The sequence below is a fragment of the Lacticaseibacillus kribbianus genome, from assembly GCF_020180945.1.
Classification (GTDB): Bacteria; Bacillota; Bacilli; order Lactobacillales; family Lactobacillaceae; genus Lacticaseibacillus; species Lacticaseibacillus kribbianus.
In genome coordinates this window covers 1-20,061 of record NZ_JAIPUL010000004.1, presented here as the reverse complement: position 1 = coordinate 20,061, position 20,061 = coordinate 1, and the positions used below count along the sequence as shown (strand labels likewise).

General features: G+C 61.4%; 18 protein-coding genes and 1 pseudogene. 8 read left to right on the top strand and 11 right to left on the bottom strand.

What is annotated here, in order from left to right; all coding sequences use genetic code 11:
• Positions 1-103 precede the first annotated feature (103 nt).
• The 4 genes from LE416_RS11070 to LE416_RS11055 form a co-directional block, all read right to left on the bottom strand.
• Positions 104-2,446 (bottom strand): DNA translocase FtsK, encoded by a 2,343-nt coding sequence (locus LE416_RS11070; RefSeq protein WP_225048796.1) that lies wholly within the window; start codon positions 2,444-2,446, stop codon positions 104-106.
• Between the two features lie 14 nt (positions 2,447-2,460).
• The gene (locus LE416_RS11065) at positions 2,461-4,500 is read right to left on the bottom strand and encodes a DNA topoisomerase 3 (protein WP_225048792.1); all 2,040 of its coding nucleotides are present in this window, start codon (positions 4,498-4,500) and stop codon (positions 2,461-2,463) included.
• 15 nt (positions 4,501-4,515) lie between these two features.
• Positions 4,516-5,025: a tRNA (cytidine(34)-2'-O)-methyltransferase gene (locus tag LE416_RS11060; RefSeq protein ID WP_225048791.1), complete on the bottom strand. Its 510-nt coding sequence runs from the start codon at positions 5,023-5,025 to the stop codon at positions 4,516-4,518.
• Positions 5,026-5,405: 380 nt separating this feature from the next.
• Positions 5,406-6,251 carry a methyltransferase domain-containing protein gene (locus LE416_RS11055; protein WP_225048788.1) on the bottom strand — a complete coding sequence of 282 codons (846 nt, stop codon included), beginning with the start codon at positions 6,249-6,251 and terminating at the stop codon, positions 5,406-5,408.
• Between the two features lie 71 nt (positions 6,252-6,322).
• Between LE416_RS11055 and LE416_RS11050 the strand changes: the two genes are divergently transcribed.
• Both LE416_RS11050 and guaC read left to right on the top strand, forming a co-directional pair.
• Complete coding sequence (locus tag LE416_RS11050) at positions 6,323-7,270, top strand: magnesium transporter CorA family protein (protein WP_225048785.1); 948 nt, start codon at positions 6,323-6,325, stop codon at positions 7,268-7,270.
• 247 nt (positions 7,271-7,517) lie between these two features.
• Positions 7,518-8,495 (top strand): GMP reductase, encoded by a 978-nt coding sequence (gene guaC / locus LE416_RS11045; RefSeq protein ID WP_225048777.1) that lies wholly within the window; start codon positions 7,518-7,520, stop codon positions 8,493-8,495.
• A gap of 239 nt (positions 8,496-8,734) precedes the next feature.
• On the opposite strand, the gene LE416_RS11040 is transcribed toward guaC, so the two are convergent.
• The gene (locus tag LE416_RS11040; protein ID WP_225048775.1) at positions 8,735-9,112 is read right to left on the bottom strand and encodes a PTS glucitol/sorbitol transporter subunit IIA; all 378 of its coding nucleotides are present in this window, start codon (positions 9,110-9,112) and stop codon (positions 8,735-8,737) included.
• Positions 9,113-9,217: 105 nt separating this feature from the next.
• On the opposite strand from LE416_RS11040, the gene LE416_RS11035 reads away from it, so the two are divergent.
• From LE416_RS11035 to LE416_RS11015, 5 genes and pseudogenes are all read left to right on the top strand, one after another.
• Positions 9,218-10,261 (top strand): lactonase family protein, encoded by a 1,044-nt coding sequence (locus LE416_RS11035; protein WP_225048773.1) that lies wholly within the window; start codon positions 9,218-9,220, stop codon positions 10,259-10,261.
• A gap of 292 nt (positions 10,262-10,553) precedes the next feature.
• Positions 10,554-11,423, top strand: coding sequence for a DegV family protein (locus LE416_RS11030; protein ID WP_225048771.1), 870 nt, complete (start codon positions 10,554-10,556; stop codon positions 11,421-11,423).
• Between the two features lie 92 nt (positions 11,424-11,515).
• Positions 11,516-11,857: pseudogene (locus LE416_RS11025) on the top strand (transposase); the annotation flags it as partial.
• A gap of 15 nt (positions 11,858-11,872) precedes the next feature.
• Entirely contained in the window at positions 11,873-12,052 is a 180-nt protein-coding gene (locus LE416_RS11020) for a hypothetical protein (RefSeq protein WP_225047806.1), read from the top strand.
• Positions 12,049-12,912 (top strand): IS3 family transposase, encoded by an 864-nt coding sequence (locus tag LE416_RS11015; RefSeq protein ID WP_225046558.1) that lies wholly within the window; start codon positions 12,049-12,051, stop codon positions 12,910-12,912. The genes LE416_RS11020 and LE416_RS11015 overlap by 4 nt, the downstream gene beginning before the upstream one ends.
• A 61-nt stretch (positions 12,913-12,973) precedes the next feature.
• Here LE416_RS11015 and LE416_RS11010 read toward each other — a convergent pair whose 3' ends face one another.
• Positions 12,974-13,297 (bottom strand): hypothetical protein, encoded by a 324-nt coding sequence (locus LE416_RS11010; protein ID WP_225048769.1) that lies wholly within the window; start codon positions 13,295-13,297, stop codon positions 12,974-12,976.
• Positions 13,298-13,537: 240 nt separating this feature from the next.
• Between LE416_RS11010 and LE416_RS11005 the strand changes: the two genes are divergently transcribed.
• The gene (locus LE416_RS11005; RefSeq protein WP_225048767.1) at positions 13,538-14,776 is read left to right on the top strand and encodes an MFS transporter; all 1,239 of its coding nucleotides are present in this window, start codon (positions 13,538-13,540) and stop codon (positions 14,774-14,776) included.
• A 537-nt stretch (positions 14,777-15,313) separates the two neighbouring features.
• On the opposite strand, the gene LE416_RS11000 is transcribed toward LE416_RS11005, so the two are convergent.
• The 5 genes from LE416_RS11000 to LE416_RS10980 form a co-directional block, all read right to left on the bottom strand.
• Positions 15,314-15,949 (bottom strand): copper homeostasis protein CutC, encoded by a 636-nt coding sequence (locus LE416_RS11000; protein ID WP_225048765.1) that lies wholly within the window; start codon positions 15,947-15,949, stop codon positions 15,314-15,316.
• A 12-nt stretch (positions 15,950-15,961) separates the two neighbouring features.
• A complete protein-coding gene (locus LE416_RS10995) occupies positions 15,962-16,783 on the bottom strand; it encodes an undecaprenyl-diphosphate phosphatase (protein ID WP_225048763.1) in 822 nt (273 codons plus the stop codon).
• Between the two features lie 201 nt (positions 16,784-16,984).
• Positions 16,985-18,118, bottom strand: coding sequence for a site-specific integrase (locus tag LE416_RS10990; protein ID WP_225048762.1), 1,134 nt, complete (start codon positions 18,116-18,118; stop codon positions 16,985-16,987).
• A complete protein-coding gene (locus LE416_RS10985; RefSeq protein WP_225048761.1) occupies positions 18,115-18,378 on the bottom strand; it encodes a DUF3173 family protein in 264 nt (87 codons plus the stop codon). The genes LE416_RS10990 and LE416_RS10985 overlap by 4 nt, the downstream gene beginning before the upstream one ends.
• Positions 18,379-18,455: 77 nt before the next feature.
• Positions 18,456-19,688, bottom strand: a complete 1,233-nt coding sequence (locus LE416_RS10980; RefSeq protein ID WP_225048760.1) for a replication initiation factor domain-containing protein — start codon at positions 19,686-19,688, stop codon at positions 18,456-18,458.
• Between the last annotated feature and the right edge of the window lie 373 nt (positions 19,689-20,061).

Here is a 20,061-nt window from a genome sequence, read left to right as displayed (position 1 = left end):
CAAAGCCGGCGCCATTGATTACCCTAAGTTGTTTCGCCGCGTGGCCGGGCACCGGCACGAACGAGCCGCGGCTGCGGGTGCCGGGGTACGCCCGTCCGGCACCTCAGCTGTTGGTCTGATCCGTGCTCTCCGGCTGCGCGAAGACCTTGCGCGGCTTGGCGCCGTCGGCCGGGCCGACCACCTGGTTTTGGGCCAGGTCGTCGATCAGGCGCGCGGCGCGGTTGTAGCCGATGCGGAAGCGCCGCTGCAAAAGCGAGGTCGAGGCGGTCTGCTGCGCGATGACGAAGGCCTTGGCCTCCGGGTACAGCTCGTCGTCCGACTCCGCGGAGCCGCCCGCGGCCACCGCCTCGGGCTGCATGTCCGCCTCGTAGGCCGGCGCGACCTGGTCCGTGATCGCCGCGACCACGGCCTCGACGTCCTCGGACGGAATGAACGCGCCCTGGATGCGGACCGGCTTGGCCGCGTCGATTGGGTCGTAAAGCATGTCGCCGCGGCCCAAAAGCGTCTCGGCGCCGTTGGCATCGAGGATGGTGCGCGAGTCCACGCCGCTGGACACCGCAAAGGCGATGCGCGACGGCACGTTGGCCTTGATCAGGCCGGTGATGACGTCGACGGACGGGCGCTGGGTGGCGATGATGATGTGAATCCCGGCCGCGCGCGCCATCTGGGCCAGGCGCACAATCGCCGTTTCGACCTCGGCGCCGGCGACCATCATCAGGTCGGACAGCTCGTCGACGATCACGACGATGTACGGCATCTTGGTCAGGCCGGCGTCGGGCTGGGCCTGCGCCTTCTGGTTGAACTCGGTCATGTTGCGGACCCCGGCGTCGCTGAACGCCTGGTAGCGCTTGTCCATCTCGGCGAGCACCTTGTTCAGGGCGGACGGGGCCTTTTTGGCCTCGGTCACCACCGGGGTCAAAAGGTGCGGCACGCCGTTGTACACGGACAGCTCGACGCGCTTGGGGTCGATCAGCATCAGCCGCACGTCGGCGGGCTTGGTGGTCATCAGGATGCTGGTGATGATCACGTTGATCATCACCGACTTCCCGGACCCGGTGGCCCCGGCGATCAAAAGGTGCGGCATCTTGGTCAGATCGAAGGTCACGACCTGGCCGGCGACGTCCTTGCCCAGCGGGATCACTAGCGGCTTGCCCGGGTGCGCCGGCGTTTTCTCCAGCACCTCGCGGTAGCCGACGGTGGCGATGCTCGAGTTGGGCACCTCCAGGCCGATCAACGGCTTGCCGGGAATCGGCGCCTCGATGCGGATGTCCTTGGCCGCCAGCGCGAGCGCCAGGTCATCGGCCAGGTTCACGATTTTGGACACCTTGACCCCGACGGCCGGCTGAATCTCGTACTGGGTGATGCTCGGGCCGAGCGTCGCCGCCTTGACGGTCACCTGCACGCCGAAGCTCTCAAGCGTCTGCTTGAGCTTGACGCGGTTCTCCTTGATCTTGGCCAGCTCGCCGCTTTGGTCCGCCGGCGGAATCGCCGACAGCAGGTCGATGCCCGGCAGCTGGTAGTCGTTGGCCGAGTCCTGCGCGAAGTCGTCGTCGGCAGGCTCCGGCGCGGGTGCCGGTTCGGGCGCCGGGGCCGGCTGCGGGGTCGGCGCGGGCGCCTTCTCCGCCACGTTGATCTGAAAATCGTCCGCGGCCAAAGGCTCCGGCAGGTCCTTGTCGTCCGGATCCGCGTGCGCGGCGGCAACGCTCGGCGTCTCACCCGTGTCCGCATCCGGCGTCGGCGCGGCCGGCTTGGCCTTGGGCTGCTTCTTCTCGCGCGGCGGCCGCGGCGCCGACACTTTGGCGTCAAGCCGGGCCCAGGCCGCGCCCACGCGCGCCCCAATCCAGCCGCACGCCGCAAAGAACTGCGCCGGCGTGATGCCCAGCAGCACCGCCGCCCCGACCAGGGCGACCAGCCAGAACAGCACGACGGCCCCGATAGCGCTGATCAGGGGCGCAATTAGGTTAAACACGGCCCCGCCGACCAGCCCGCCGCCGATCTGGGTTGCGGCCGTGCCCCGCGCAAAGTCGCTTTTGAGCAGCCGCCAGGTCACCATCAGGTAGTGGTTGTGCACGGCAAGCGTCGCCATCGTGCGCGCGGTCAGCAGGCCAAGCGCCGGCACCGCCACCAGGAGCGTCCCGCCCCAGTAGCGCGGCGCAACCTTGGGCAGCCGCGCCGCAAAGGCCATGAACACGCCCAGGCCGAGCAGCGCCAGGGCGAGCAGCTGGTAGGCGTCGCCGGCCACCAGGCGCAGGCAGTTGGCCAGCGCCGTGCCGATCAGGCCGAGGTGGAACCCGGCCAAAAGGGCGATCAGTGAGAACCCGACGCCGATCCAGTTGAGCGTGTGGTCCTGTTTTTTGCCGCGCGGGGTCGCCTTGGTGCGGCCGGTTGCCTTGCTGCGGGCGGCCGGGCGCCGCTTGCGGGTTCCCTGGGTTTTGCGAGTTGCCATGCTGTCTCCTCCGGTTACTGCTTGTTCTTCATTGCCGCCTTAAGCGCCAGGGCCAGCGGGCTTTCCGCCGCCTCATCCGGCTGGCTGTACTGCTTCAAAAGCTTGGCGTCCTCGCGCTTGCTGGTGCGCTTTTTGCCTCGCACCAGCTGCTCCGTGTTGCCGCAGTGCTGGCACTTGAAGTACTCGCCGCGCGCGCCCTGCAGCACCACCATCTTGTTGTGGCACTGGGCGCAGCGGTGGTTGGACACGCGCGCGTCGCGGGCGCGGCTGTACGAACACGTCGGGCTGCTGCAGACCAGGCGCACGCCGTTTTTCGTCGCCTTTTCCGCCAGCCGCGCGCCGCACTCGGGACAGCGCTTCTGCGTCAGGTTCGGGTTCTGGTACGCCGTGGTGCTGGTCAAAACCTCGCGCACCAGGCGGCCCGTCGCGTCCTCGATGCCTGCGATGAACGCCGAGCGGGTGCCTTCCCCCCGCTCGATGGCGGTGAGCTCGGCCTCCCACTTGGCGGTCAGGTCCGGCGTCACCAGCGCGGGGTTGACCAGCCGCAGCAGCTGCTGGCCCTTGGGCGTCACGGTCAGCCCGCGGCCGGCCTTGGCCATCAGCTGGCCGGATTGGAGCTTCTCGAGGATGTCCGCGCGCGTCGCCGGGGTGCCCAGGCCGTGCGCGTCCATTTTGCCCAGCAGCGCGGCCTCGGTCAGCCGCCCAGGCGCCGTGGTGCTCGCCTGTTTGACCTTAGGCTCACCGGTGATGACGTCCCCGACGGCCAGCGGCTTGCCGGTGGTGGCGGCGACGTCCTTGAAGCCGGGCGCAGTCACCGCGGTGGTCGTCAGCGTGAACTCTACGCCGGCCCCGGCCAGCGTGTAGGTGGTCACCGTTGCCTCGTAGTTGGGCTTGAACAATGCGATGAAGCGGTCGGCGATCAGGCGGTAAAGCTTGAGCTCCGTGGCGCTCAGGCGGGTCAGGTTCAGCGGCTCGTCGGTCGGAATCAGGCCGTAGTGGTCGCGCACCTTGGCGTCGTTGTAGACGCCAGGCGTCGCCGTCGCCTTGGCCGCAAGCGCCGCGGCCGCCTTACTGTAGCCGCCGATGGCCTGCAGCCGCCGGCGCATCGTCGGCGCCAGGTCGGTCGTCAGGTAGCGCGAGTCGGTGCGCGGGTACGTCACCAGCTTCTCCCGCTCGTACAGCTGCTGCAGCGCGTTGAGCGTCTGCTTGGGCGACAGGTCGTACAGGTCGTTGGCCGCCTGCTGCAGGGCGTTTAGGTCGTACGGCAAGGGCGGCGTCTCCACCACCTGGCGCGCGGTTTTGGCCGTCACCGTCAGCTTGGTCGCGGCAAGCTTTTCGGCCAGCCCCCGGGCGGCGGCCGAACTCAGCCGGCGGTCGAGCGTCGCCGTCCCCAGCGGCGTGGTGACGCTGAGCTTGTAGAAGTGCTCGGGCACGAAGGCCGCGATTGCGCGCTCCTGCTTGGCGACGAAGGCCAAGGTCGGCGTCTGCACGCGCCCGGCGGAAAGCGAATCCTGGTACTTGACCGTCAGCGCGCGCGTGACGTTGAGCCCGATCAGCCAGTCGGCCTCGGCGCGCGCCAGGGCCGCCTGGTAGAGGTTGTCGTAGTCTGTGGCCGGCCGCAGGTGCGCAAAGCCGTCCAGAATCGCCGCGTCGGTCTGAGACGAGATCCACAGGCGCTGCAGCGGCTTGTTGAACTGCAGGTAGTCAAAAATGTAGCGGGCGACCAGCTCCCCCTCGCGCCCGGCGTCCGTGGCGATCACGGCGCTTTCGACGTCGGCGCGCTTGGCCAGCCGCGACACCACGCCGAGCTGGCGGCGGGTTTCCGGCAGCGGCGTGATGCCGAGGTGCTTGGGCAGCATCGGCAGGGTGTCTGCCGTCCACTGCGCCCACTCCGGGTGGTACTGCTCCGGCATTTTGAGCGTCAGCAGGTGGCCCAACGACCAGGTCACCAAATAGCCGTTGCCCTCGAAGTAGCCCTCCCGCTTCTGGGTGGCCTTCAGGACCCGGGCGAGCTCCTTGCCCACGCTGGGCTTTTCCGCTAAAACGAGTTTCATGGCATCTCCTATTAACTACTTGAGCTTGTCGTGGGGGTACGTGTGCACGCGCTGCAGGCCGGCGAAGTCCTGCTGGCGCAGGGCCTCGTAGATCACCAGCGCCGCGCAGTTGGACAGGTTCAGGGCCCGCACATCCTCGGTCATCGGGATGCGCACGGCAAGGTCCTCGTGTGCGCGCATGAACGGCTCGGGCAGGCCGGTGGTCTCCTTGCCGAACATGAAGTAGTGATCCACGGTCGTGTCTGCCAGGTCGGCGTCCGAGTAAGTGCGCGACGCGAACTTCGAGACCAGGTACAGGTGGGTCAGGTCCGGCACGGTCGCCATGAAGTCGTCGAGTGAGTCGTGGTACTGGATCTTGACCGCGCTCCAGTAGTCCAGCCCGGCCCGGCGCAGGTGCTTGTCGTCGGTCTCAAAGCCCAGCGGCCGGATGAGGTGCAAAAAGCTCCCGGTGGCCGCGGCCGTGCGCGCGATGTTGCCGGTGTTGGCCGGGATCAGGGGTTCAAACAGTACAATGTGGTTCGCCATAGTTTCCTCCGCTGCGCCGAAGCGTTCCGGCGCCATTCTGAGGTCTAGTGTAGCACAGAAACGCAAGCGATTGGCGCGCGGTCCGACGGCGGAGTCCGGGCGTCGTCGGGCTTTGCAAGGCAACGCCGGTGCGTCTAGCTAAGGCCAGCACTCGGGCCAAAGTGCGGCCCAAGCGCCAGCCTTACGCTAGCCGACCGGCTAAGTACGCCTTGCAAAGCCCTGGGCACAAAAAAACGTATCGCCTCGGTGACATGCACGGCGAGGCAATACGTTAGTGAAGCTTTCCATCGCTAACTTTTATCAATTTCCCAAAAGCAAGCCCTGATAAAAGCCAGAAATAAAAATGCTTAAGAGTAATTTAACACCCGGGGTCAAATAATTCAACCCTCTTTCGCAGAATTGTTGACCTGTAACAATTCGACCGCCACGTGGATGCTGACGGGCGGGTGCTCGAGCATCGCCGCGCGCCGGTCCGCCGGGGCCTGCCACGTCAGCGGGGTCATCGCCATCAGGTCCGCGAACTGTGACTTGGTCAGCGGGAAGTCATACGCAATTTTCGTTACAGTTGTTTGCGGATAATGAACAGAAAACCGTGCCTTCACCTCCGCGTTGGAGTACGTCGCCTTGTCGGTGTCGTGGTAGAGGCCCTGGCGCAGCTCGCGGAGGTAGTCGCTGTCCGGAATCACCTTGAACAGGCGGCCGCCCTGCTGCAGCACCCGGTCGAACTCCGCGTAGGCGCCCGGCGAGAACAGGTCGACGATTGCGGAGAAGCTGCCGGGCAGAAACGGCAGCCGCGCCAGGTCGGCGACGCAAAACACCGCGGAGGTGCTCAGCCCGCCGGCGAGCTGAATCGCCGGCGCGGAGATGTCAAAGCCCACGCCGGTCGCACCCGAGGTCGCAAGCGCTGCGGTCGGGGTCCCCTCGCCGCAGCCGATGTCTAGGAAGCGGTCGGCCGCCGACAGCTGCGCGCGGATCGGCGCCAGGAACGGCTCGAACAGGCCGGCATCCAGCAGCCGCCGCCGCGCCGCCAGCATCGGCGCCAGGTACTCCGTGGCAACCGGCTTGTTCAGGAAGTTCACGGTGCCCTTCTTGGCCAGGTCGTAGCGGTGACCGTTCTCGCAGGTCAGCCCCAGGCCGTCGACCGCGAGCGCGGCCTGGCACACCGGGCAGGCGAACAGCGGCCCCATCGCCGCCATCGCCGCCGCCTTTTCACTGATTTTACGCACAGATTGCGCTCCTCTCTGTCACTTCCCGCGTTTTTACAGTAGACTAAAGAAAAAGCCCGCAGGAGGGTCTCATGCTTTCTATCTATAAATTCGATGATACCGTGGGAACAATGAAGTCTCAAGACAAAATCGAGGCCAATGTCTGGATCAACGTGGTCGACCCGACCCCGGAGGAGCTCGCCAAGCTGCAGAAAAAGGCCCGCGTCTCGGAGGACTTCCTGCTGTACGGCATGGATCCAGACGAAGGCGCGCGCTACGAGTACGACGAGGACTCCGACGCCCACCTGATCATCTACGACATGCCTGTCGCCGCGCTGGACCCCAAGGGCCGCGCGACCTACCAGACCGTGCCGCTGGCCATCATCCTCACCAGCACCGCCCTGATCACCATCGACGCCAAGCCGCAGACGCTTTTGGCGCTGTTCGCCGAGGGCAAGGTCGCCAACTTCAACCCGAAGCTGCGCAACAAGGCCGCCTTGATGATGCTGTACAAGGCCACCGTCGCCTACCTGGCCTACCTGAGAGACATCAACAAGGCGCGCGAGGCGCTTGAAAACAAGCTGCAGACCAACCTGAAGAACGAGGAGCTGTACGCGTTGATGGGCATCCAGCGCGGCTTGGTCTACTTCATGATGAGCCTCAAGACAGACCGCAACGTGCTGCTTCAGCTGCAGCGCACCAACCCGCTGCGCCTCAACGAGGAGGACCTCGACCTACTCGACGACATCCTGATTGAAAACCAGCAGGGCACCGAGATGGCGCAGATCTCCAACTCGATCATCAACGAAACCGCCGACACCTACTCGTCGATCATCTCCAACAACATGAACGGCGTGATGAAGTTTTTGACCGCCTACTCGATCATCCTGACCATCCCCACCCTGGTCTTCTCCTTCTACGGCATGAACGTCGAGCTGCCTTTGGCCAACATGCACGTCTCGTGGATCATCACCATCGTCATCTCGCTGGTGATCGCCATCCTGCTGGGCTTTCAGTTCTGGCACCGCAAGTACTTCTAAGCCGAACGACCCAGTGCGCCCTGCCGCCGCTCGGTCGTCAATCCCCGCCCATGGCCGCCTAGTCGATTCGGACTTGGCGGCTTTTTGCGCCGCCGGCCGCCGGAATCACGCCAGTTCCCGAACCTTAGGCGACGACCGGCGAAAAATAATTGACTTTTCCCGAATTTCACCGTATATTTCGGGGTGGTGTGAAAAACGCCGACCGAATCCGACCCAATGTTCGGTTTTTAGCGAAAGGACGATTTTCATGGAAATTTTTGACTACGAGGACATCCAGCTGATCCCCAACAAGTGCGTGGTCCGCTCCCGCAGCGAGGTGGACACCACGGTCACATTCGGCGGCCGTCAATTCAAGCTGCCGGTGGTGCCGGCCAACATGCAGACCATCATCGACGAACCGCTGGCCCAGTGGCTGGCGGCCAACGGCTACTTCTACGTGATGCACCGCTTCAACCCCGAGACCCGCACCGCCTTCATCCAGGACATGCACGCCAAGGGCCTGTTCGCCTCAATCTCCGTGGGCGTCAAGGACAGCGAGTTCGCGTTCATCCAGGAACTGGCCGACGCCGGCCTGACCCCGGAGTACATCACCATCGACATCGCCCACGGCCACGCGCAGATCGTGATCGACATGATCCAGCACATCAAGCGCCTGCTGCCGGACAGCTTCGTCATCGCCGGCAACGTCGGCACCCCCGAGGGCGTGCGCGAGCTTGAAAACGCCGGCGCGGACGCGACCAAGGTCGGCATCGGCCCCGGCAAGGTCTGCATCACGAAGCTCAAGACCGGTTTTGGTACCGGCGGCTGGCAGCTCGCCGCGCTGCGCTGGTGCGCCAAGGCCGCGCGCAAGCCGATCATCACCGACGGCGGCATCCGCAACAACGGCGACATCGCCAAGTCCCTGCGCTTCGGCGCCACCCTGTGCATGATTGGCTCGCTGTTCGCCGGCCACATCGAGACCCCGGGCAAGAAGGTCGAAAAGGACGGCAAGCTCTACGCCGAGTACTACGGCTCCGCCTCCGAGTACCAAAAGGGCGAGCACAAGAACGTCGAGGGCAAAAAGATGCTGCTGCCGGTCAAGGGCCACATCCAAGACACCCTGACCGAGATGCAGCAGGACCTGCAGTCCGCCGTCTCCTACGCCGGCGGCCGCGACCTCGCCGCCTTGACCAAGGTCGATTACGTCATCGTCAAGAACTCAATCTTCAACGGCGATCAGTACTAACCCCAATTTCAGACCAAAAACAGGCGGCGCAACCCCCAAGTGAAAGTTGCGCCGCCTTTGCGTTGCGGCCCGCGGACGCGGCATGAGTCGTGACAGCGGCGCGGGCCGTGGGTGCGGGGTGCGGGTGCGGCATCTGTGCGGTGCTGGCCACGGCCGCCGCCGCGCTGCGTGTCACCCCCGCGGCATGTCCCCCCGCGGCATGTCATCACCGCAGCAAGGCGGGCCCGCGCCGCGGCGCCCTACTCCACGTCCGCCTGGTAGGTCAGCTCGGTGCCCACAGCGAGGGCCGGGCGGGTTTTCGGGCTCAGGTACAGCGCGTTGGCCAAGCCGCCGCCGGCCGGCACCGGGCCGAAGAACAGCGTGACGTGGCCGATGCTTTGCAGGTTGGCGTTGGCCAGCTGGCCGACCGCGTCGATCGTGAAGGTGGCGGAGCCGACCCGCAGCCGGTCGCCCTTTTGAAGGTGCAGGCCGCGCTGCTCGGCCGGATTTTCGAACTGCTGGATTACCGCGACCTGGCGCAGGGCCGGGGTGGCGCTGGCGTCGAACAGGATCACCATCGGATCGGTGGCGCTCAGGGCGAGTGCGCCGACCGCCGTGATGGTTGCGTGAATGCTCATGGAATCGCCTGCTTTCTGGTTTTGACTTAATTGTAACACGACGGGTATCCGCTTTCCCTGCATGGTATACTGGACGGGTATATTCCAGTAGGAGGCTATCAACTTATGAAACAAACTGTGATTCTCGGCGGCTACACGAAGCGCGGCGGCGCCGGCATCTACCGCGCCGCCTTCGACAGCGCCACCGGCACCTTGGACACCCCGACCCCGCTGGTCTCGAGCATCGGCTCCCCGACCTACCTGGCCGTCTCCGCCGCCAACTTCGCCTACGCCGTGGACGCGGGCAAGGGCGTCGGCGGTGTGGCCACCATCGACCTGAACCAGACGCCGGCCAAGGTGATTGACGAAGTGCTGGTGCCTGGCTCAAGCCCCGCCCACATCTCGATTGATGAAAAACGCCAGCTGGTTTTTGCCAGCAACTACCACGAGGGCCGCGTCAACGTCTACAAGATTCAGCCCGACCACACGCTGGTTGAAACCGACGTGGCGCAGCACGACAACGCCCTGCACGGCCCCAAGCCCGAGCAGGCGGACGGCGCGCACGTCCACTTCGCCGACCTGACCCAAGACGGGCGCCTGGCCGTGGTCGACCTCGGCATCGATGAGGTCAGCACCTACCCCGTCTCCGCTGACGGCAAGCTCGGCACGCCGGCCATCCTTAAACTGGCGCCGGGCTACGGGCCGCGCCACCTCGCGTTCAACAGCGCGCACGACGTCGCTTACCTGCTCGGCGAGCTGTCCAGCCAGGTCAGCGTCCTCGCCTACGACCGGACCACCGGCGCCTACACGCTGGGCCAGACCCAATCGACCATCCCGGCCGACTGGCACGAGTTCAACGGCGCCGCCGCGATCCGCATCAGCGCCGACAACAAGTTCCTGTACGTGACCAACCGCGGCCACAACAGCCTGAACGTCTACGCCATCTCCGAAGACGGGCTGACCCTGACCCTGCTGCAGCAGCTCAGCACCGAGGGCGACTTCCCGCGCGACTTCGCGCTGGATCTGACCGAGTCCTACCTGCTGGCGGTCAACCAGAAGTCCGACAACGGCACCCTGTACCGCCGCGACCCGGCCACCGGCCTGTTGACCGAGGTGGCCAAGGACATCGTGACCCCGGAGGCCGTGAACGTGGTATTTTTGAAAGACTAACCAGGGCGCAGCATGGCGCACTTAGCGGGGCACATAACGTAGGGTCGGCGCTTGAAGCGTTCTTTGCTTCGAGAGCTGGCCCTAGTTATATGCGCCCGCGTTGCCTTGCGGAGCCCGACGACTAAGGCGCACTTCTGAAATCTAATCAACCCGAGCGTCCCTCTCACGAGGGACGCTTTTTTAAGTTAAATACAACATGGTGTAAAATAGTAATGCCATATACAATATTTTCTGGTATCCTTGAGAACATGCCCCATACCTCAGCACCTCGCGTGCGGAACGGAAGTGACTCATGTACCAGCTATGCACAGATTCGGGCTGCGACCTGCCGCAGTCAATGCTTGACGACCAGCACATCGCGACCATCCCTTTCCACTACAGCGTGAACGGCGAGCTGTTCACCGACCGACTCGATGAGACCCACGCCAACGACGGCGTCTACGCCCAGCTCCACGAAGCCGCGCAGGTCGCGACCACCCAGATCAACGTCGGCGAGTACCACGCCTTTTTCGCCCCGTTCGTGGCGGCCGGCGTGCCGGTGCTGTACCTCGGTTTCTCCGGCGGCCTGTCCGGGTCGCTCGACAGCGCCCGGCAGGCCCGCGCGCTGCTGTTGGAGGAGCATCCGGGCGCGACCATCACGATTGTCGACACCCTGGGCGCCAGCGGCGGTGAGGGTCTGCTGGTGCTGCGGGCCGCGGCGATGCAGGCCGCGGGCGAGCCAATCGAGGCCGTCGCCGCCTGGGTGACCGAGCACCGCCGGTTCATGCACCACTGGGTCACCGTGGACGACCTCGACCACCTCGTGCGCGGCGGCCGCCTGCCCAAGGCCGCCGCGGTGATCGGCGGGGCACTCGGCATCAAGCCGCTTTTGACCGTCGATGCCACGGGCCGCGTCAAGGTCGCCGGCAAGGCCCGCTCGCGCAAAACGGCGCTGGCCAAGCTGGCGGCCGCAGCCGTCGCCGCCTACGATGCCCAGCCTTCGCAGACGCTGATGCTAGCGACCGCCGGCGACTGGGCGGCGGCTGAGACCGTCGCCCTAGCGATTCGCGACGCCCGCCCGGCCATTCAGCTGCTGGTGCGCCCGGTCAGCCTGACCATCGCCTGTCACACCGGCTACGGGTGCCTCGCGGTGTTCGGCCTAACCGAGACGCCACGCGCCTGAGTCAAGGCCCGGCCACGCAAAAAGGCGGCGGCCCGCCCTGAAGTGCCCTACAATTGTTAGACAAGAAGTCTAACGATTGTGGGGCTTTTCTTATGACTAAATACAGTAGTGAATTTAAAATCAGGGTTGTCTCCAGGTATCTTAAGGGTGGCATAAGCTATAAAAATCTGTGCACAGAGTTTGGAATACCCCATGCCAGAATCGTCCAAACTTGGGTTAATCAGGCTAAGGCTCATGGCCTCGATTCTCTAAAAGTTAAGCATACAAACGTTGAATACTCCCAAACATTCAAGATTGCAGTGGTAGAGTATGTGCATACACATCAAATAAGTCGTGCGCAAACTGCGGCTCATTTCGGCATCTCACCCAGCCAGGTCAATTCTTGGTATCGCATCGTGAGAGATCAAGGGGTGGCTGGATTGCGCACTACTCAAAAAGGGAGACCAGCCATGGGTAAGCACAAGAAAATCAAACCAATCAAGAAACTTGAGCCGACGCAGGAAGAGAAGTACCAACAGGAGATTCTGGAACTCAAAAGCAAGCTTCACGAGGCAGAGCTGGATCGTGATATTTTAAAAGCACTCGCGACCCTGACGAAGAACTCACCGAAGCACTCTCAGCAAAAGTGAAGGCGGGCATCGTTACCTCGTTGAGGTCGCGCTATGGTTTTCAAGAGCTGCTTAGGCAACTCAAGTTGCCTCGAGCAACGTACTATGATCGCCTTAAGCGGGATAAGAAGGCCGACAAGTACGCTGAGATTAAGAAGTTCATCAAGCGGGTCTACTACGATTCTAGGGAGACGTACGGTTACCGGCGGATTCATGATGAAGCGTTGAAGCACGGGTTTCATTATGCCGAGGAGACGATTCGACGTCTGATGAGCGACATGGGCTTGAAAGTGACGATTTACTCCAAACACACGGCCAAGTACCACTCATACAAAGGCACGGTTGGTAATATCGTCCCCAATATCTTGAAGCAACATTTTGGCGCGAAACAGCCGCTCACCGTCCTTCACACCGATGTCACCCAGGTTCGGCTCTATAACGGCGAATGGGGTTACATCTCGTCGATTACCGATGAGGCTAGTCGCGAAGTCCTCGCCACCATTGTCAGTGCCTCACCAAATAAGGCGCTTATCCAAGCGACGCTTGACGAACTCAAACATCATCTCAAAGCAGGAGTACGACCGATTCTTCACTCTGATCAAGGCTGGCAGTATCAGATGCCAGACTATCAGCAGCGCCTGAAGGACATGAACATTGTTCAGAGCATGTCACGCAAGGGCAACTGCCATGATAATGCGCCAATTGAAAGCTTCTTCAACCTGATGAAGCGCGAGTGCCTGAATCGTTATCGGATTGATGACCTTGCCAGCCTGCGCCAGCTGGTGAACGGCTACGTTGATTGGTTCAACAATGCCAGAATCTCGAGAACCAAAAATGGCCTGACCCCAGTCGCGTACCGGGAACAGGCCATGATTGCTTGATTCAAAATTGAACTTGTCTAACTTTTCTATTGCACTTCACCCGGGTCGCCGCCTTGTCGCCTCACGCCACCGGATCCACCACCCGGTACTGCCGCGCAAACTGGCGCGGCGACACCACGCGGTGGTTGGTCGCGTCCAGCACATCACCCGGGTACCCCAGCACGTACATGCCGTAGCCCGCAAAGCCGCCGCCGAGCGTGCCCACCGCGCCGACTCTCAGGTTCGTCGCGGCATCCGGGTTCAGCCCGGCCATCAGGATCCGCACGTGTCCGTCCAGCCACACCAGGTAGTTCTCGGCGAACGCCCGGCGCACCCACGCCGGCTGCTCGCCTTCTTGGGCGATCGTCCATACCGCGGCCGGGCGCCCCTTGTACAGCACCTTCATCCCCATTCCTTCTTTGCCATTGCCCCGCCATTATGCGCCGCGCGAGTCCGGGTTGCAAGCACTTCACACGGGTGAGAACGGGGCTGTGCGGCGGCCGCGATCGGACCGCTCGCCGCGAATGTGCTTGCAATGCCCGCCGCGGCATGGTAGGCTACCTCCAGACAAACATTGCGGCGCGGCCGCTAATGTTCGCCAAAATAAGGAACGACAGAGAGCGTTCTTTTTGGAGGAAAATTGAATATGCAAACTTCAGCAGCGCGCACCACTGACCACCTATCGCACGAGCAGAAACTCGTGATGGCATCCACGGCATCCGGCTTTTCGTTAGAGAACATGGACATCATGTTCCTCTCGTTCGCCTTGACGCCGATCATCGCCGAACTCCACATCTCAAGCGGAGCCGCCGGCCTGATCGGCTCAATCACCAATGTCGGCATGTTGGTCGGTGGCGCGCTTTTTGGTCTGCTCGGCGACCGCATCGGCCGGGTCAAAACGTTCTCGCACACCATCCTGATCTTCGCCATCGCCACGGCGCTGATGGCCTTCGCCAACAACATCTGGCTGATCTACGGCCTGCGCTTCCTGGCCGGCATCGGCGCCGGCGGTGAGTACGGCGTCGGTATCGCGCTGATCGCCGAGAGCTTCCAGCACGACCGCATCGGCCGCATGACCTCCGTCGCCGCAATCGGCGGCCAGATCGGCGCCATCATCGCGGCGCTGGCGGCGTCGGTCATCCTGCCGCTGTGGGGCTGGCACGCGCTGTTTTTGCTCGGCGTCCTGCCCGTCGCCTTGACCTTCTTCGTGCGGGCGCACCTGCACGAGTCCGAGACCTTCCTTGAGGCCCGGGCCGAAGCGAAAGCGAAGCACCAGCGCGTCGCCTTCTCCGAGCTGTTCAAGACCCGCCACCTGGCCGCGCAGACGCTGGGGCTGATGGTGATGACCATCGTGCAAATTGCCGGCTACTTCGGCCTGATGAACTGGCTGCCGGTGATCGTCCAGAAGCAGCAGGGCCTCTCCGTCTCCGGCTCCGCGCTGTGGATGGTCGCGACCATCTGCGGGATGTGCATCGGCATGGCGGTGTTCGGCAACATCCTCGACCACCTCGGCCCGCGCTGGGCGTTCGGCCTGTTCCTGACCGCCAGCGCCCTGATCGTCTTTGCCATCACGCTGGCGCACTCGAGCGTCGTTTTGGTCATCATCGGCGCCGTCGTCGGCTTCTGCAGCAACGGGATGTTCGGCGGCTACGGCGCGGTGATCAGCCAGCTGTACCCGGCCCGCATCCGCTCGACGGCCAACAACGTGATCATGAACGTCGGCCGCGCGATCGGCGGCTTCTCCTCCGTGGTCATCGGCCTTTTGATGGACCACTACACGCTGACCATCACCATGGGCTTCCTCTCCGCCCTGTACGTGATCTCGCTGATCACCATGCTGAGCCTGCCGGGCCTGCGCGACCTGAGCCGCCGCGCCCGCGCCTGACCACGTCACGGCACCGAACTTCTCGGTGCCGTGTTTTTTTATTCTCTGCTAAAACGCGTCGAGCCGGCGATTGGAAAACTTTTTCCGTGTCGCGAGGCTTAATGTTTGACGGGTCGCCCCGTTAGTACCCCACCCATACCAAGCCGGACGTGTATCGCCACCCGGCTTTCAAGTGAAATCGCTTTCGTGTAACTTCCGCTACTATCGGGGAAGAAACCAGGGACAAAGACTGCCACCCCATGGCCGTGCCACCGACTCGCCAACCCGCACCGCGGGGCAGCCGCGACGAGCCGGAGACCGTGGGCTTGTTCCACCGTGCCATCGCAGGCGCCACCGCGATGGCCAGATCGGATTCACCATCACAGCAGCAAAGGGCCAAGGCCACCGCGAAGCACACGCGCGGTGGCTTCGGCGCGGTCTGCACCCCTCGGGTGGCACGGGCGGCGCTGCGTTGCCCGACGCCCCGGCACCTTCGGCCACCCGAACCAAAAAACTGCGCCTTCCGTTTCTCACGGGAGGCGCAGTTTTGCTTGCGGTCTAGTACGCGATGATCTTGGTGCCGTGGGCCTCCTGGACCCCGGCGGCCGCGGTCACCTGCGCAACGTTCTCGGCGGTGACGCCGCCGCCCGGCAGGATGGCGATGCGCCCGGCCGCCAGGCGCACCAGCTCGGCCAGGTGCGGCAGCGTTGACTCGATCGGCTGGTCCAGCGGGCCGCCGTGCGTCAGGATGCGCTCGACGCCGTGTTCCACCAGCCAGTCAATGGCCGCCGGCTGCTGGTCTTCAGGAATGGCGTCGAACGCCATGTGCATCACCACGGTGGCGCCACCGGCCGCGGCGATCAGGTTGGTCATCGCCTCCTCGTCCAGCCAGCCGGCCGGCGTCAGCGCGCCGAAGGTCACCGCGTCGACCCCCAGCTCCTGGGCGACGAACAGGTCGGTCTCCATGATTTTGAGCTCGGTGTCCGAGTAGACGAAGTTGCCGCCGCGCGGGCGGATCATCGCCACCACCGAGACGTCGTGGTCGTGGGCGTACTGCGTGGTCGCCGCCATCACGCCGCGCGACACCGTGGTGCCACCGGCCGGCAGGTTGTCGTTGAGCTCGATGCGCCGCGCCCCGGCCGCGATGGCCTTGGGCACGTTGGTGAAGTTTTCAACACAGACTTCTTTAATCATGATTTCCTCCAATTAGAAAAGCAGCAGCGCGAACACCACCACGCCCAGCGCGATGCGGTACCACCCGAACGGCTTGAAGTCGTGGGTCTTGACGAAGCGCAGCAGCCACTTGATTGAGACCACCGCCACCAGGAACGACACGACCATCCCGGTCAAAAGAATCGCCCACTGGTCGCCGGTGAAGCTGTTGCCGTTCATCAGGAACTTGCCGATCTTGAGGATCGACACGCCGACCATGGTCGGAATCGCCAGGTAAAAGGAGAACTCCGTGGCGGCAACGCGGCTGGCGCCGAGGATGATGGCCCCGAGAATCGTGGCGCCGGAGCGACTGGTGCCGGGCACAATCGACAGCGCCTGGAACAGCCCGATGAAAAGCGCCGTCTGGAAGCTGATGTCGGCCACCGTCGCGATGCGCGGCGCGCGGTCCCTGAACGCGTTTTCGATGATGATGAACAACACCCCGTAGACGATCAGCGTGGTCGCGACCACCGCCGGCGTGTGCAGGTGCTCGTCCATCCAGTCGTTGAGCGGCAGCCCGATGGCGACGGACGGGAGCACCGCCACCACGACCTTGGCCCACAAAAGCCAGATGCTGTTGCGCTCGGGCTTGGGCTTGCGCCAGTCCAGCGGGTTGAGCTTGTTGAAGTACAGCAGAATCACCGCGAGAATCGCGCCGAACTGAATCACGTACTCGAACATCGCCATGAAGTCCTTGCTCTGGTTGATCGTCACCACCTGGCTGACCAGGTCGATGTGGCCCGTCGAGCTGATCGGCAGGAACTCGGTGAGCCCCTCCACGATGCCGATGACGATGGCCTTCAGAATGTCTAGCATTGCGTCCTCCTCTAATCTCCAATGTGTCCAGTATACAGGCTGGACCGGCGCCCGCGCGCGCTTTTGGCAAAAACTTATGGGATTTTTCGGCCGGCCGCCCGGTATTTCCCGGGAACAATCGCGCATTTCGCGCCCGTCCCGTGGTATCACCGTTTCTAGCACCACCGATTTTACGGTGGCACAGTTTTGACCCTTTCCAAATTATTTTGGCTCATCGGGCACCTCTTTGGAGAATATCCCGTTGAGCTTTTTTGCGACTTCAAAGTTACTGTTTGGGTAGAGATGACCGTAAGTGCCGAGTGTCGTTTCGATATCCTCATGCCCCAGACGTTCTTTAATCTGGAGTGGATTTTCACCAAGGCTGATCAACAGCGACACATGCGAGTGGCGGAGGCCGTGCACGGTAATTCGCTGAACTTTGGCGAGTGTACTGTACGCGTCCACAATGTCTAAAAATTGTCCGTCAGAGCACGGAATCCCATCGCGTGAGAATACCCACTCGGAATTCACCATCGCCGCTTGTGCGACCTGCCACGCGCCTAAACACGCTACGGTATCATCATCAAGCGCCACGGTACGACGGCTAGCGGCAGTCTTTGGCGCAGGCGTTTCAAACCAGTTGCGGTTGTGATAGTCCATCGTCTTATTGACACTCACGGTTTTAGCTTCGAGATCAACGTCTGTCCACTTTAACGCCCGTGCTTCACCGCTACGCAAGCCTGACATGAACATGAACCACAACATCGTGTAATCAAATCGGCCCGTGTACGTGTCGGTATTTGTCTTAGTAAGCACCTTTTGAAAGTCGGCTTGCGTCCAGAACTGAATTTTTGCTTTCTTCTTCTTGATGAGGCCAACGATCCGCACAGGATTTTCAGTGATGATACCCAGTGCCTTAGCACGTTCAAGCACTTGGCCTAACATAATGTTGATGGTACGCGCATAGGATTGCTTACAGTCCTTGAGCAGGCTGACTTGCCAATGTTGCACATCAATCGGCCGAATTTGGTCAATGATGATGTCGTTGAACCTAGTCAGATAATCGGTGTTCATCAAAACCAGTCGTTGGCGGTAGGTGCGTGGCTTCACTTGGGTTTTGTACCAAGGCTTGAACACATCCTCCATAAACTCGCCAAACTTCGTCTTCTTGATGTCCTCATCATCGGCGACCCCAGCTGCCAACATTGCAACTCTTGCTTTTTTCGCCTCCGTTTTCGTTTTGAAGCCGCTGGCGCGTTTTTGAATTCGCTTGCCAGTCCGTTTGTCAGTTCCTAAGCTCACGCGGAAGCTAAAAGTGCCGTCCGCTTGTTTTGTAATTGGGTCTTTCGTAGTCAAGATAGTTCCTCCTTAACTGCGGAAAGGCCACTTGGTGCACCCTCAAGTTGGCTTAGTTTCAAGCCTAATACTGCGTCTACTGCTTCCACTGGAACACGGTCTACGCCTTTCTTACCGTACCATCCAAGGCCACGTTTGAGCAACAACTCTTTTGCCATTTTGATGATGCGGCTTGCTTGCGATTGACTGTATCCTAGGTTAATAAGATCAGCTCTAGTCATCGTCAGGAAGACTGGCTGTGCTGGTACGTTAATATTCAATCAAATCACTTCCTAAAGTTTAGCGGGAGTGAGATAATCAAACCAGATAGAACCCATATTTTATCTGTGAAGGGTGACTACTTGCTTTGGTCGGCGTAGTCGCTCTTTTTTGATTCCTCACTTGGGATAATCATTTCTTCGGTTGATGCGAGCATTGCTTGTAGAACACTCATCTCCTTTTGCGTGATAGTAGCGTTGGCAATCATCGTCATCAAAATGTCTTGGGCGGTAGCTGAATCGTAGGCGAGTAACATCTTCAAGGTCGGCGCAACTTGCTTCTCAATCCACTTGTAGGTGCGTTTGATAGAGAATGGCTCTGGTTGGGTTGTTAGCCGAAGCTTCTCACCGTATTTGCCGATAAAATTCGCCCAGAGGTCGTCCAGCGGCCAACTTGCTCTAGCCTTGCCGTTGGGCTTTAAAAAACGTATATAGCGATTGATGATACCAAATATCACCTTGGCAGGCTTACGCTCGTTTAACAACGCCTCAATCGCTTTTGTTGCCCGTTCATCAGCTAAGCGTAGCTCAAAGCGGTTTTTGATTGGTGTCTGATCTAGCGGCGTGCCATATTTGAAAAACTGTTCGGCGTCTTTCTGGTATAGGCACATGTAGAATTGGCTTTTTCTCGAACCAATATACAGCGTGCGGCCAATAACACCGTGTTCTTTATTAGCGTCTTTATGAATACGCCGGAAAATTGAGGTGAATTCGTCGCGATCACACTTATCAATGAAGTATTGCACCGGTAGCATGTCCACATAATCATTGATAGCAAGATCAATCCGGTTGTAATGACCACCGAGTTCATTGGCCTTTTCAAAGAAGTCATACCAGCTTCGATGTTGAGAAAGTAGCAGACACTCAAATTCGCGACAGCCTTCACCTTTCAGTTCCAGTAGCGTCCCGCGATCGTCATCTTCTGGTGAAGTGAAGATTTGCATCGCGCCGTGTTCAAACTTACCGGTATAGCCGTAGAAGCCCCAGTTGTCCGGCGCGAAGAATATTGGCTTAATCTGCAACAACTCGGTCATGATGGGGATAGCATCGTGGGTGGGGAAGCGAATGCGGACATAGTCGATCCACATGGTCAGTGCTTCGTCACCGGATAGCTCACGATAAGCACACATCAGCTGGCGTCGCATATTGTCGTTTAGCGGTTTTTTGCCGCCGAGTAGCTGATTCAGGTAACCACGGGTGATCCCGACCTTATCGGCCACTTGTTGTTGCGTCAACTTCTGCTCGGTCATCAAGTCCCAGAACTTACCTAGCCAATCAGTGACCACGATTCCCGCAGTCAAATCATTTTGCATTAGCGTCTCTCCTTTGTTTTCTGGTGTTTACAGCTTTTTTAGCCTGTTGACACTCTGTCTCTACGGGGAATGCCTTGCCTTCGGCATTTCTACCCTGTGTTTTGTTAATACGTTCCTATCTCTGCCCCCCTATTAGATACTGGGGGCTTGAGGCGGCCGGCTAACGCCGACCGCCGCCGCTCGCGCTAGCGGCTTTCGCGCTGCACGCCGCGCACGGCGGCGATGCGTTGCAAGACCCCTCCGGAAGGTATGTGAGAACTTTCGCTCTCAACATATACAGACTGTTTGTAGGACGTATTTTGAAACTGAAAGTTGAACTGTAACAGGATCTTAACATGAAGACTTCTCCCATTGCTTGAACATGATTACCCTG

Bases quoted from the DNA above. Each gene is read 5' to 3' on its own strand.
- LE416_RS11070 (WP_225048796.1), bottom strand. From the start codon at position 2,446: ATGGCAACTCGCAAAACCCAGGGAACCCGCAAGCGGCGCCCGGCCGCC.
- LE416_RS11065 (WP_225048792.1), bottom strand. From the start codon at position 4,500: ATGAAACTCGTTTTAGCGGAAAAGCCCAGCGTGGGCAAGGAGCTCGCC.
- LE416_RS11060 (WP_225048791.1), bottom strand. From the start codon at position 5,025: ATGGCGAACCACATTGTACTGTTTGAACCCCTGATCCCGGCCAACACC.
- LE416_RS11050 (WP_225048785.1), top strand. From the start codon at position 6,323: ATGCTTTCTATCTATAAATTCGATGATACCGTGGGAACAATGAAGTCT.
- guaC (WP_225048777.1), top strand. From the start codon at position 7,518: ATGGAAATTTTTGACTACGAGGACATCCAGCTGATCCCCAACAAGTGC.
- LE416_RS11040 (WP_225048775.1), bottom strand. From the start codon at position 9,112: ATGAGCATTCACGCAACCATCACGGCGGTCGGCGCACTCGCCCTGAGC.
- LE416_RS11035 (WP_225048773.1), top strand. From the start codon at position 9,218: ATGAAACAAACTGTGATTCTCGGCGGCTACACGAAGCGCGGCGGCGCC.
- LE416_RS11030 (WP_225048771.1), top strand. From the start codon at position 10,554: ATGTACCAGCTATGCACAGATTCGGGCTGCGACCTGCCGCAGTCAATG.
- LE416_RS11020 (WP_225047806.1), top strand. From the start codon at position 11,873: ATGGGTAAGCACAAGAAAATCAAACCAATCAAGAAACTTGAGCCGACG.
- LE416_RS11010 (WP_225048769.1), bottom strand. From the start codon at position 13,297: ATGAAGGTGCTGTACAAGGGGCGCCCGGCCGCGGTATGGACGATCGCC.
- LE416_RS11005 (WP_225048767.1), top strand. From the start codon at position 13,538: ATGCAAACTTCAGCAGCGCGCACCACTGACCACCTATCGCACGAGCAG.
- LE416_RS11000 (WP_225048765.1), bottom strand. From the start codon at position 15,949: ATGATTAAAGAAGTCTGTGTTGAAAACTTCACCAACGTGCCCAAGGCC.
- LE416_RS10995 (WP_225048763.1), bottom strand. From the start codon at position 16,783: ATGCTAGACATTCTGAAGGCCATCGTCATCGGCATCGTGGAGGGGCTC.
- LE416_RS10980 (WP_225048760.1), bottom strand. From the start codon at position 19,688: ATGCAAAATGATTTGACTGCGGGAATCGTGGTCACTGATTGGCTAGGT.